Source organism: Helicobacter turcicus, from assembly GCF_019711685.1.
Lineage (GTDB): Bacteria > Campylobacterota > Campylobacteria > Campylobacterales > Helicobacteraceae > Helicobacter_D > Helicobacter_D turcicus.
Map to the genome: position 1 here is coordinate 1 of NZ_JAIGYQ010000001.1, position 13,055 is coordinate 13,055.

The 13,055-nt window shown below is 35.7% G+C and carries 11 protein-coding genes; 9 read left to right on the plus strand and 2 right to left on the minus strand.

The genetic code is table 11. The features are described 5' to 3' along the window. The first annotated feature begins 588 nt into the window (after nt 1-588). Nucleotides 589-924 carry a PepSY-like domain-containing protein gene (locus K4G57_RS00005; protein WP_221531140.1) on the plus strand — a complete coding sequence of 112 codons (336 nt, stop codon included), beginning with the start codon at nt 589-591 and terminating at the stop codon, nt 922-924. Nucleotides 925-1,408: 484 nt separating this feature from the next. Then, nucleotides 1,409-2,809: a DASS family sodium-coupled anion symporter gene (locus tag K4G57_RS00010; protein WP_221531141.1), complete on the plus strand. Its 1,401-nt coding sequence runs from the start codon at nt 1,409-1,411 to the stop codon at nt 2,807-2,809. A 17-nt stretch (nt 2,810-2,826) separates the two neighbouring features. Here the strand turns inward: K4G57_RS00010 and lepA are convergent, their stop codons facing one another. Further along, nucleotides 2,827-4,617 carry a translation elongation factor 4 gene (gene lepA, locus K4G57_RS00015; protein ID WP_221531421.1) on the minus strand — a complete coding sequence of 597 codons (1,791 nt, stop codon included), beginning with the start codon at nt 4,615-4,617 and terminating at the stop codon, nt 2,827-2,829. 122 nt (nt 4,618-4,739) lie between these two features. On the opposite strand from lepA, the gene sppA reads away from it, so the two are divergent. Continuing rightward, nucleotides 4,740-5,621 (plus strand): signal peptide peptidase SppA, encoded by an 882-nt coding sequence (gene sppA / locus K4G57_RS00020; protein ID WP_221531142.1) that lies wholly within the window; start codon nt 4,740-4,742, stop codon nt 5,619-5,621. Between the two features lie 9 nt (nt 5,622-5,630). Continuing rightward, entirely contained in the window at nt 5,631-6,461 is an 831-nt protein-coding gene (gene purU, locus K4G57_RS00025; RefSeq protein ID WP_221531143.1) for a formyltetrahydrofolate deformylase, read from the plus strand. Between the two features lie 240 nt (nt 6,462-6,701). Here purU and K4G57_RS00030 read toward each other — a convergent pair whose 3' ends face one another. Then, nucleotides 6,702-7,430 carry a M48 family metallopeptidase gene (locus K4G57_RS00030; protein ID WP_221531144.1) on the minus strand — a complete coding sequence of 243 codons (729 nt, stop codon included), beginning with the start codon at nt 7,428-7,430 and terminating at the stop codon, nt 6,702-6,704. 116 nt (nt 7,431-7,546) lie between these two features. Between K4G57_RS00030 and K4G57_RS00035 the strand changes: the two genes are divergently transcribed. The 5 genes from K4G57_RS00035 to K4G57_RS00055 all read left to right on the plus strand — a co-directional run bounded on the left by K4G57_RS00035 (nt 7,547) and on the right by K4G57_RS00055 (nt 12,940). After that, nucleotides 7,547-8,968 carry an NAD-dependent succinate-semialdehyde dehydrogenase gene (locus K4G57_RS00035; RefSeq protein WP_221531145.1) on the plus strand — a complete coding sequence of 474 codons (1,422 nt, stop codon included), beginning with the start codon at nt 7,547-7,549 and terminating at the stop codon, nt 8,966-8,968. Between the two features lie 75 nt (nt 8,969-9,043). Beyond that, complete coding sequence (locus tag K4G57_RS00040) at nt 9,044-9,526, plus strand: YqhA family protein (RefSeq protein ID WP_221531422.1); 483 nt, start codon at nt 9,044-9,046, stop codon at nt 9,524-9,526. 9 nt (nt 9,527-9,535) lie between these two features. Further along, nucleotides 9,536-10,093 carry a LolA-like outer membrane lipoprotein chaperone gene (lolA, locus tag K4G57_RS00045; protein ID WP_221531146.1) on the plus strand — a complete coding sequence of 186 codons (558 nt, stop codon included), beginning with the start codon at nt 9,536-9,538 and terminating at the stop codon, nt 10,091-10,093. Between the two features lie 120 nt (nt 10,094-10,213). Next, the gene (locus K4G57_RS00050; protein WP_221531147.1) at nt 10,214-11,497 is read left to right on the plus strand and encodes a citrate synthase; all 1,284 of its coding nucleotides are present in this window, start codon (nt 10,214-10,216) and stop codon (nt 11,495-11,497) included. Nucleotides 11,498-11,587: 90 nt separating this feature from the next. Next, nucleotides 11,588-12,940, plus strand: a complete 1,353-nt coding sequence (locus K4G57_RS00055) for a class II 3-deoxy-7-phosphoheptulonate synthase (RefSeq protein ID WP_221531148.1) — start codon at nt 11,588-11,590, stop codon at nt 12,938-12,940. Nucleotides 12,941-13,055: the final 115 nt, after the last annotated feature.

Below are 13,055 nucleotides of genomic sequence, written 5' to 3' on the forward strand. Positions count from 1 at the left end.
CTGTAACACAAGATAATGTTAATGTTGCAAACCATACAAATGCCATTTCTACACAAGTTAATAAGATTGCTGATGATATTTTAGGAGATGTGAATAAGAAGAAGTTTTAGGGGTTAGGGGTTGGATTTGGATTTGGATTTGGTTGGGGGTATGTTTTTTGAGGCTACCTTTGATTTTAAGGCTTAAAGCCTTAAAATCAAAAAGCAGAATCTAGAATTCTCTAAAAAATAGAATCCTAAACTCTTGAAAAGTTTAAAAGAAAAACTTCTTTTTGCTTGGATATCAAGCGAGAATCAAGCATGGCTTTGCACACAAAGTATAAGCAATTTGTTCTCATATAAATTTAAGCTAACACACTGCAAACCTAAACTCAAGCCCACTCTAGTGCATATTTATTAATAATCCTAAGCTTCATAGAATCTTAATAAATTTTTGAAAAAATCTTAAAAATTAGAACTTACAATTCCACTTATAATTTTATTTTTTAAGGAGTTTAGTATGAAAAAGTTAAGTTTAGCATGTGCTTTTAGTGTTGTTCTTGGGACTAACATTCTTTTTGCTGGAGGTGTAGTGATTTAACAAAATGAATTGCCTCAAAATTCACAGAATTTTATCAAAACTTATTTTAGCAATGTTCAAATTGGCTTGGTTGAAAAAAGTTTTGATGATTATCAAGTAAAATTTACTAATGATTTAGAAGTTGAGTTTGCAAAAGATGGAGATTGGAGAGAAGTTAAGTCTTATGTGCCTCTTACAAATACAAACTTCATCCCAAGAGAAGTTATGAATTGCGTAAAAGGAAAGTATGCAACTGCTAAGATTATGGAGATTAAGAAAAACTACAATGGTTATGAAGTAAAGCTAGATGATCAAAAAGAGCTTATTATGGATAAGACTGGAAACTTACTTAGCGAGAAATATTAATAGCGATTTCACTACTTTTTATGCCTTGTTTTAAATTCTGCTTAAAATGTTACAAAACATGAGATAAGTCATTTTTTAGTTGGTAGCTTGTAAATATCTTGGAATTTGTAGTTGGAGGCAGTGATTGATGATTTATTCTGATGTATGTGCAAGAATGATAGATGTAACATTAGAATACCAGAAGGGAATGGTGGATTAATAAATCAAGATACTGATGAAAATATTAATAATGGCACTTCTCATTTTGAGTTTGCGGAGCGAACAAAGGATCTTAAGGCTTAGAATTTTTCAACTATTGTAAAATAAGATTCTAAAGAACGTTAAAATTTAATCCTTATTGCTTTATGCACTTGCAACTAACTTTAAAGCTTTTAGTAGTTTGGATTTTAAAATCTTATGTATAATTATGGCTTTAATTTGAGATTCTTGACCTTTAGGTTTGTTAAAATTGTTTGGAATCTAGTGCTTTGGGGGTAGTAAAATTATGAAAGTGGAGAGAATACAAAAAGAATTTGTGCTAAAACGTGCCTTGATAATTTTAGTATTAGATGTTTGTTTGTGTGCGATTCTTTATTCTCTCTTGCCTTATGCGCATAATGAGAATTTAGGGATTTGTCTTTTAGTTTTTGTTGGAATCTTATGGCTAACAGAAGCTATGCATGTAAGTTTAACTGCTCTTTTGGTGCCAGTTTTATCTATTCTTTTGGGATTGCAAAACACCAGTGTTGCGCTTAGCTCTTTTGCAAACCCTATTATATTTCTGTTTTTTGGTGGGTTTGCACTTGCTACTGCGCTACATATTCAAGGTATTGATAGGCTCATTGCTCAAAAACTTATTATTTTAGCAAAAGGCAGAGTAAGAGTTGCTGTTTTTATGCTTTTTGCTGTAACTGCGCTACTTTCAATGTGGATTAGCAATACTGCAACTGCAGCGATTATGCTTCCACTTGGGCTTGGAATTTTAAGTAATCTTAGTGCGCAAGAAGAGAGGCAAACTTTTGTTTTTGTTTTGCTCGGAATTGCATATAGTGCTAGCATTGGAGGCTTTGGAACATTAGTTGGCAGTCCTCCAAATGCAATTGCAGCCTCATCACTTGGTATCGGATTTTTGGATTGGATGAAAATTGGAATCCCTTTTATGCTTGTAATGTTTCCTTGTTGTTTGTTAATTTTATATATTGTTATGAAGCCAAATTTAAATGAGCGTTTTTCTGTGCAATTTGAGAAAATGGAGTGGAATCTACACAAAACAATCACAAGTTTAATCTTTGTTGGAATGGCAATGGCGTGGATTTTTAGTAAATGGATTAGTGTTTGGTTGGGCGGAATTCAAGATATTGATGCGATGATTGCTCTTATTGGCGTTGTGGTTATTGGGTTAAGTGGTATAGCTTCTTGGAGGGAAATCCAAAAGAATACAGATTGGGGGGTTTTATTTTTATTTGGCGGAGGGTTAGCACTTGGTGGGATTATTAAGGATTCTGGTGCAAGTGCTGTTATGGCAAATACTATTGCAAAAGCACTTGGAATGGGGGATTTTGGTAGCAATGTTTTAGGGGTTGGAAGTTGGATATTAGTTATTGTTGTGTTAGCGATTTTTATTATCCTGCTTACAGAATTTACAAGTAACACCGCGAGTGCAAGTCTTTTAATTCCGATTTTTGCCTCTCTTAGTGTGGCACTTAATATGCCAGATTCTATTTTGACACTTGTGATTGGCTTTGGGGCGGGTTGTGCCTTTATGCTTCCTGTTGCAACACCGCCAAATGCAATAGTGTTTGGAACAGGCTACATTAAGCAAAGTGAGATGATAAAAGCTGGGTTTTGGTTGGGCGTATTTTCTGTGTTCGTGCTTACATTGTTTGCGCTATTTATTTGGAGTTAAAGAGGAATTAAATTGAGTTAGTCAATTTTAAGCACTGCTAAAAATGCTTCCTGTGGCAAGGCTACTTTGCCGATTGCTTTCATTCTCTTTTTTCCTTCTTTTTGCTTCTCAAGTAATTTTCTTTTTCTTGTAATATCGCCTCCATAGCACTTTGCAGTTACATTTTTGCCCATAGATTTTACCGTCTCTCTAGCAATAATTTTATTGCCAATACTTGCTTGGATTGCTACTTCAAAAAGTTGTCGCGGAATAATCTCTTTCATAGCTTCTACTAGCTCTTTGCCACGTTCATAAGATTTAGATTTTGGCACGATGATACTAAGGGCATCTACAATCTCATTTGCCACACGAATATCAAGTTTTACTAAATCGCCCTCTTGATAATCTAATGGCTCGTAATCAAAACTTGCATAGCCCTTTGTGCAGGATTTTAACTTGTCATAAAAGTCCATTACGATTTCATTTGTTGGAATCCAATATTCCAAAAGCACACGTGTTTCTTGCAAATATTCCATTTTCTTTTGTATTCCACGTCTGCTATTTAGAAGGGTTATCATATTGCCTAAAAACTCGCTAGGAACGATGATGGTTGCACGTACATAAGGTTCTTTAATTTGTGCAATTTTTTGTTCTGGTGGGAGTTCGCTTGGATTTTGAATATACACAATTTCGCCATCTGTTTTGGTTACTTCATACACAACCGTTGGTGCTGTGGCAATTAAATCAAGTCCAAATTCACGTTCTAAACGTTCTTTAACCACTTCCATATGTAAAAGCCCTAAAAATCCAATACGAAATCCAAAACCCAATGCCACAGAGGTTTCAGGTTCATAAGTTAAGCTTGAATCATTGAGCTTTAGTTTATCTAGTGCATCACGTAAGTCTTCAAATTTGTCTGTATCAATGGGATAGATTCCAGCAAAAACAAAAGGTTTAGCTGGTTCAAATCCTGCAATAGGTTCTTTTGTCTTATTTTTAGAATCTGTCATTGTATCGCCCACGGCAATATCAGTAACATTTTTTAAACCTAAAATTACAATTCCAATTTCACCTGTTCGAATAGTTTTTGTCTTTTCTTGACGTAAAGGATGTGGATACATAAGTCCCAAAACTTCGTGGCTCTTGCCACTTCCCATAATATAGAGATTCTGCCCTGTGGAAATATTGCCATCTATCACACGCACAAGGGCTAAAGCACCTAGATAGTTATCAAACCAAGAATCATAAATGAGAGCTTTTGTTGGTGCATTAGCATCACCACTTGGAGCTGGAATCTTTTCTACAATAGTGTCTAAAAGCTCCTTGATACCGATATTTGCCTTTGCGCTTACTTCCAAAGCTTCTGCGCAGTCTAGTCCAATGGTTTGTTCAATCTCATCTTTTACGCGTTGTGGATTTGCTGCTGGTAGGTCAATTTTATTTAGCACGGGGATAATTTCAAGATTATTCTCTAGAGCAATATACACATTTGCAATTGTTTGGGCTTCTACGCCTTGACTAGCATCCACAACAAGCAATGCGCCCTCACAACTTGCAAGAGAGCGCGAGACTTCATAGCTAAAATCTACATGTCCTGGAGTGTCAATAAGATTTAAAACATAATTTTCTCCCTTGTAGTTATAGTTTAGGCGTACGCTTTGAGCTTTTATTGTGATTCCACGCTCTTTTTCAATCTCCATTGTGTCCATAACTTGTGCGCTCATCTCTCTTGCGCTAATTGCACCACAAGCTTGAATAAGGCAGTCAGCAAGAGTGGATTTTCCATGGTCAATATGTGCGATGATGGAGAAGTTGCGTATCTTTTGCATAGAATCCATAAACAAACCTTAGAAACAAAATGTAAGGCAGAATCTTAACAAAAATAGACTTTAATGTTTTTTAGTGTGCTATAATTTCGCCTTTATTTTTTCTAATTTGCGGGGGCGTCTTCGTGCGATTTGTGGATTTTTTTATTAAACCTTTGGAATTTATCGGAAAGCATTTAAAAGCTCTAATTTTTTTACTTGTCGTGACACTAATTTTTATGCCAAAGCAGGAGAAAGCATTAGGAGATGCAAATGTTGCTAGGATTGATTTGTATGGAGCAATCTTACAAAGCGATACTTTTTTGCAAGAGTTAGAATCTCTTGAGAAAAATCCTAATTTAAAAGGTATTTTATTAGTGATTGACTCACCTGGTGGCGCGATTGCACCAAGTGTTGAAATCTCTGAAGCAATTAAGCGCGTTAATGCAAAGATTCCGGTGGTTGCGTATGCACAGGGTGCTATGGCAAGTGGAAGTTATCTAGCTGGTGTATGGGCGGATTCCATTGTGGCAAATCGTGGGGCATTGCTAGGTTCTATTGGGGTGATTATCAATGGTGTAGATATAAGCGAACTCGCTAAAAAAATAGGAATCACGTCACAAACAATTAAAGCTGGAGTCTATAAGGAAGCTGGTACGCCAATGCGTTCTTGGAACAAGGAAGAGGAGGGAATGTTAAAGGGTTTAGTGCAAGAACAGTATTTAATGTTTGTAGAAGAGGTAGCAAGTGCTAGGAGACTTGATATAGCACAAGAGCCAAGTTTTGCGCAAGGTAGAATTCTAAGTGCAAAAAGTGCATTAGAGTTAGGACTTGTGGATAAGGTTGGAAGCATTTATGATGCACAGATACTGCTTTTTAAGAAGGCAAATATTTTAGAGCCAAAGTGGCTAAAACAGGAAAAAGATAAGATTGAAATGTATTTAGAAAAAATTTTTGGTGAGCAAATTTCTCTTGGAATCCAAAATGGAATTATAAAGGGGTTAGAGCAGTTTAGTAAGGTGCAGTAGGGAGTAGAAATGAAGATGATTTTAAAAATTCAAACATCAGATAGAAAAGGTTTGATTGCAGAGATTACACGTGTGATTTTTGATTTTAATCTGAATATTTTAACAAATGATGAATTTGTAGATACAGAAAATAACATCTTTTTTATGCGTTCAGAAATGCTAGGGGAGTGCGATATTAATATGCTTAAAGGTGAGATTATTAAATTGCTTTGTAAAGATGCAAAAGTAGAGATTTTTGAAGCAAAACGTAGGAAAATTGTAATTTTATGCACGAAGGAAAATCACTGCTTAGGGGATTTGCTTATCCGTTATGATAGCGGAGAGTTAGATGCGGATATTTTAGCGGTGATTTCAAATTACGATTCCTTAGAGCCTCTGTGTCAGAAGTTTGATTTACCTTTTATCTGTATTCCTAGTGAAGATCTAAGTCGAGAGACTCATGAAAAAAAGGTACTAGAGAAGCTAAGAAAATTTTCTTGTGATTATATTGTGCTTGCAAAATATATGCGGATTTTAAGTCCCAAGTTTGTAGGAGAGTTTGAGGGTAAGATTATTAATATCCACCATAGCTTTTTACCAGCTTTCATTGGTGCAAATCCTTATAAACAAGCTTATGAACGCGGTGTTAAGATTATTGGTGCAACAGCGCATTTTGTTAATAATGCCTTAGATGAGGGTCCAATTATCTATCAAGACATTACAAAGGTTAATCATGCAATGCGCTGGAGAGATATGCAAAAAAGTGGACGTGATGTAGAAAAAATCGTGCTTGCTAAAGCTTTAAATTTAGCTTTGGAAGAAAAGATTTTCATTTACAATAATAAAACAATTGTGTTCTAGTAAGCTTAATCAAGAAGTAAAAGTATAAATTTATTCTAAAATCAAAATTATCGCAAACGTAATTGAAGTTTGGACTAAGTAAGTGGAATCCTAAAAAATAGAATAAGATACTAAAACCCAGAAAAGATTATATAAGAGAAGTAGAAAATACAAAGTAAATGCAAGAGCTGATTCTAGGACCAAGCACATTAGAAAAGCTTTGTATCAAGCCACAAAAAACTTGTGAGCTTGCATAGGAATTTATTTTAGAATTTCTTGGATTGCTTGAATGCGTTTAGTATCACTTGGATGTGTGGATAGGAAATCTGAACTATCTTTCTCATCTGTTGCCATTTTTTGCCAAAAAGTGATTGCAGCTTGTGTGTTATAGCCTGCCTTTTGCATTAATGCGATTCCAACTTTATCGGCTTCTAGTTCGTGAGAGCGACTGAAGGGAAGCATCACGCCAACATTGCTACCTACGCTATAAGCTTGATTGAATAATGAAGTGTATTCTGGGGCTTGTGATTGCACAATGAGTCCTAAGAGACTACCACCAATTTGCCGAATGTTTTGCATACTCATACGCTCTGCACCATGACGTAAAATCGTATGTGCAATTTCATGAGATAAAACTACGGCTAATTCATCATCATTTGCGACTAAATCCATTAAACCTGTATAAACAAATACTTTACCGCCAGGAAGACAAAAGGCATTAATCTGCTCACCTTGTAATAGGTGAAATTCCCATTTAAAATCTGGACGATTTGCAACATTAGCGATTCTAACTCCTACGCGTTCTACCATTTTTGTTTGTATTGCATTTCTGCTAATTTTTGCATTTTGTAAGATTTCTTTAGCACTTTGTTCTCCTAATGCCATTTCCTCTTTGTCGCTTAAAAGCATTAGTTGTGAACGATTTGTGTAATCCGTGGAAGCACAGGCATAAAAGAAAATTGCTGTAATAATAAGCAGTAAATAGCGCATAACTTCTCCTTTTTTGTGCGTATTTTATACAAATTCCGTAAATGGAATCTAAAAATGTGTAAAATTAATAAGAATATTAAGCTTAAAGTTACATAATTGTCTAAAAAGGAGGCATAATGGATTTATTTGCGCATAAGGATATTTTAAAGAATAAAATAGAGAATACGATTGAGGTTAAAAATCCCGCTACACAGGAGATTTTAGCTTATATAAAAAAGACAGATAAAGACGTTCTAGCGGAGATTATTAATAAAGCAGATAAGGCGCAAAAAGAGTGGGCGAACATTCTATCTGAAGAGAGAGCAGATATATTGATGCGCTTTTATTATTTAATGTTGGAACATAAAGACATTTTAGCGGAGATTATGACAAAAGAGCAAGGTAAGCCCATAAGTGAGGCGCAAGGTGAGATTATCTATGCAGCATCGTTTATTAAGTGGTTTGCACAGCAAGCACGCCATGTTTGTGGAGATATTATGGAATCCAAAATGCAAGGGCAAAGATTAATGACGATAAAACAGCCTATTGGTGTGTGTGCGGCGATTACTCCGTGGAATTTTCCCTCTGCAATGATTACGCGTAAAATTGCTCCAGCTTTAGCAAGCGGGTGTGCAATTATTGTAAAATCCGCTTCTTTGACGCCACTTAGTGCGTATGCACTAGAGTTGTTAGCCAAAGAAGCTGGGATTCCAAAAGATGTATTTGTGGTAGTAAATGGTGATTCTAATGTGGTTAGTGATGTGCTATGTGGGAGTGAGATTATTCGTAAATTAAGCTTTACGGGTTCTACTGAAGTTGGGGCGCAGTTGTATGCAAAATGTGCAAAGACGATCAAAAAGCTAAGTATGGAGCTTGGAGGTAATGCTCCTTTTATTGTTTTTGATGATGCAAATTTGCAAGAAGCAATTGAAGGCATTATGGCTTCAAAGTTTCGCAATAGTGGACAAACTTGTGTGTGTGCAAATCGTATTTATGTTCAAAGTGGAATCTATTCTAAGCTGTGTGTAGAGCTAGAGAAAGCAATGCGAGGGTTAAAGGTTGGCAATGGGCTAGAAAATGGTGTGAATCAAGGACCGCTTATTAATCAAAATGCTTTAGAAAAAGTTAAAGAGCATATTGCTGATGCACTCAAAAAAGGCGCAAAACTCCTTTATGGAGGAAAAGAGCATAGGCTTGGTGGGACTTATTTTGAACCCACATTGCTTTGTGATGTGGAATCTAATATGTTAGTCGCAAAAGAAGAGACCTTTGGTCCATTAGCACCAATTTTTAAGTTTAATACAGAAGAAGAGGTAATTGCTATGGCAAATGACACGGAGTTTGGGTTAGCGGCGTATTTTTTCACACAAGATTATAAGCGACAATGGCGTCTTGCAGAATCGCTAGAATATGGTATGGTTGGGATTAATACAGGATTAATCTCTAATGAGGTTGCGCCCTTTGGTGGTGTGAAGCATAGCGGACTAGGGAGAGAGGGTTCAAAATACGGGCTAGAGGAGTATATGGAACTAAAATATTTGTGTTTAAGTTTAAAATAGTATATGAGTTTTGGCTATAATTGCGCTTTATTTTAAAGAAAGGTTTGTCTTTTGAGGGTATTGTTTGAAAAATTAATGTGGAATGCACGATTATTTATTCTCTTAGCGGTAATTTTGTCGCTTATTGGCTCAATTTTGCTCTTTGTTGTAGCAAGTGTGGATATACTAAAAACTACAAAGCAGACTTATTTGTATTATGTAGGTGCGTTAGGGGGTGAGGCAGATATTCACAATATCTTATTGAATTCTATCATTATGGCAATTGATTTATATTTGATTGCAGTGGTGCTTTTAATTTTTGCTTTTGGTTTGTATGAACTATTTATTTCTAAAATTGAAGTTAAAGACGAGAGTCAATCTAAAGTGCTAGAGATTCATACACTAGATCAACTTAAAGATAAATTGGCTAAAGTGATTGTTATGGCATTAATTGTTGCATTCTTTTCAAAGGTGCTAAATATGGGAATGAAAACAACGCAAGATATGCTATTTTTTGCAATTTCTATTTTATCTCTTGCTGTGAGTCTGTATTTCTTGCATAAAGATGCTAAACATTAAGGGTTTATAATGAGGGTATTAGTTGTGCTTTTTGAAAATTTGCTAAAAATTGGAATCTTTTTTTGCTTTTTAAGTGTAATGATACAGGCAAAGGATTTGCAAACAATTCAAAGCTTTAGTGCAAACTTTGAACAAAGAGTGTATTCCTCTGAAAATGAAGGAAGCACACTAAAATACACAGGAACTATTAAAGCTTTAGCGCCTTCTAGTGTGCTTTGGAAGTATGATGAGCCTATCCCAAAAGAGATTTATATAGATAATGGAACAATGATTGTTTTTGAGCCAAAACTACAACAAGCGATTTTCACACAATTGCAAGAAAATATGGATTTGCTAAGTTTGTTAAAAAAGGCAAGAAAAGTAAAGGAAAATCACTATGAAGCGGTGATTTTGGAGCAAAAATACACATTATTGCTAAGTAATGGAATCTTAAAAGAAGTGCGCTTTAGCGATGATTTGGGAAACAAAGTGGAGATTATTTTTTCTAATATTGTAGTAGATAGCAAGATAGATGCAGGAATTTTTGAGTTTAATCCTAGTAGTGATATTGATATTATTTATTATTAAAGATGTGTAAAATTGGTAAAATTTTGTAAAGTTTCCATAAAAATTTAAATATTTTTTGACTTATTTTGAAAAAAGTGCGTTAAAATAGGACTCAATTCAATTTTATTTAAGGAGTCAAGTATGGGGACAATTACACTCATTAATAACGAAACAGGCGAGAAGTTTGATTTTGATTTGATTGACTGCACTAGAGGTCCTAAGGCAGTTGATTTTAGTAAATTGTTTGAGCGTACAAATATTTTTTCTTATGATCCAGGTTATGGCTCAACAGCAGGTTGTGAATCTACAATTAGTTTTGTGGATGGTAAAAATGGACGTTTGCTATATAAAGGTTTGCCTATTGAGGAAGTAGTGGAAAAATATTGCTTTACAGATGTTGCAAAACTGCTAATTACTGGAGAAGCTCCAAAAGATGAGAAGGAGTCTAGAGAATTTGATTTAGAATTGCGCCATAGAGGTTTTTTGTATGAGGGGCTTATTAATATCTTTAGTGCGTTTCCAGATGGCGGACATCCGATGGCTAACTTAAGTGCTGCTGTTGCAGCACTTTCTACATTTCATTTTGACCATAGTGAAATGGAAGAAGAAAATGATTATCAAACAATGGCGCGTAGAATTATTGCGAAAATTACGACTTTAGTAGCATTCTCTTATCGTAACTCTATCGGTGCACCTTTTATTTATCCAGATATTAGCAGAAGTTATGTAGAGAACTTCTTGTATATGTTACGCGCATATCCGGGAGGTAGGCTAAAATATACATTAAATGGAGAGGAAGAAATTACACCTTTAGAAGTTGAAGCACTTGATAGAATTTTTACGCTTCATGCAGATCATGGACAAAATGCTTCAACGACAACAGTGCGTAATGTTGCCTCAACAGGTGTGCATCCTTATGCGGCAATTTCTGCTGGGATTAACGCTCTTTGGGGACCAGCACATGGTGGAGCAAATGAAAAGGTTTTAGTGCAACTTGCAGAGATTGGCGATGTGAAGAATGTGGATAAATTTGTAGCACGTGCAAAAGACAAAAATGATCCTTTTAGATTAATGGGCTTTGGACATCGTGTGTATAAGAGTTATGACCCACGTGCAAAGGCAATTAAAGCACTAAAAGATGAGCTAAATAAGAAAGGCATTAAGATGAATGCGCGACTAAGTGAGATTGCTGAAAAGCTTGAAGAAGTTGCACTTAGTGATGATTATTTCAAAGAAAGAAATTTGTATCCTAATGTAGATTTTTATAGTGGGATTATTCTTACAGCACTTAAAATTCCAGTGCAGCTCTTTACGCCGATTTTTGTCATTGGAAGAATGCCCGGTTGGTGTGCGCAAGTAATGGAACATATTAAAAATCCACATGCAAGAATCACACGCCCACGTCAAGTGTATTTAGGAAAATAAGGCACACAAAGTTGCGTAAGTTATGGTAAGAGTGATTTTATCTTTTGTGCGGTAAAATTCACGCTTAATTTTTTAAATTTAGGAAAGTTAATGCGAACAAAAGATTGGAATCTCAAAAGTTGGCGTAACAAAATAGCCTTACAGCAGCCAATTTATAAAGATTTAGAAGCACTTAATTGCATTCAAGAGGAGCTCGGTAAATATCCTCCCTTAGTTTTTGCTGGGGAGGCAAGATCGTTAAAGGCGCATTTGGCAAAAGTTTCTCTTGGGGAGGCTTTTTTGTTGCAAGGTGGTGATTGTGCAGAGAGTTTTGCTGATTTTAATGCAGTAAGGATTCGGGATTTATTTAAGGTCATCTTACAAATGGCTGTGGTTTTAACCTATGCTGGTGCTTGTCCGGTTGTAAAAGTTGGACGCCTAGCTGGGCAGTTTGCAAAGCCTAGAAGTAGTGATACAGAAACTCTCAATGGGGTTACCTTGCCAAGTTATCGTGGAGATATTATTAATGGAATGGAGTTTAGTGCTGAAGCTAGGGAGGCTAATCCAAAGAGAATCTTGCAAGCTTATCATCAATCTGCTGCGACACTAAATTTAATCCGTGCTTTCGCGCAAGGTGGGCTTGCTGATCTTAATCAAGTGCAAAAGTGGAATTTGGATTTTGTTAGCAGTGCGCAAAGTGAGAGATTTTGTGAAATGGCGGACAAAATTACACAAGCTTTAGCATTTATGGAAGCGTGCGGAATTACAGCAAAAAATACGCCAACATTGCATGAGACAGATTTTTTTACTTCTCATGAAGCACTTCTTTTAAACTATGAAGAAGCATTGACACGAAAAGATCATCTAACAGGAGATTGGTATGATTGTTCAGCGCATATGCTCTGGATTGGAGAGCGCACACGCAACTTAGATGGCGCACATTTGGAATTTTTGCGTGGGGTTGGAAACCCTGTAGGCGTGAAAATTGGACCAAATGCAACAAAAGAGGATATTCTAGGGATTTGTGATATTCTTAATCCTTGCAACGAAGCTGGACGCTTGAATTTTATTATTAGAATGGGTGCAAATACAATTATCGATAAACTTCCAAAACTTTTAAAATCTATTAAGAATGAAGGCAGAGAAATCGTGTGGAGTATTGATCCCATGCATGGTAACACCACAAAAGCAAGTAGTGGTTATAAAACGCGCTCTTTTGATAGCATTTTAAGTGAAGTAAAGGCATTTTTTGAAATTCATAGAAGTGTTGGCACTTATGCTGGTGGAGTGCATTTAGAAATGACAGGTGAAGATGTAACAGAATGTGTGGGTGGAATGCAGGCAATTACAGAAGAAAATCTAGGTTGTAATTATAACACACAGTGCGATCCGCGCTTGAATGCAAGTCAGGCTATTGAATTATCTTTTCTAATCGCAGATGTTTTAAAACAGCGACGTATTTAAACTTTTAAATTTTGGATTCCGTCTTGATTCTGTTTTTCTCCCTTGAAAGTTGGAATCCAAGATCTTGCAAAAAAGATTTTGAGGGTAGAGTCTAAGCTAAAATCATTTTCTTTTA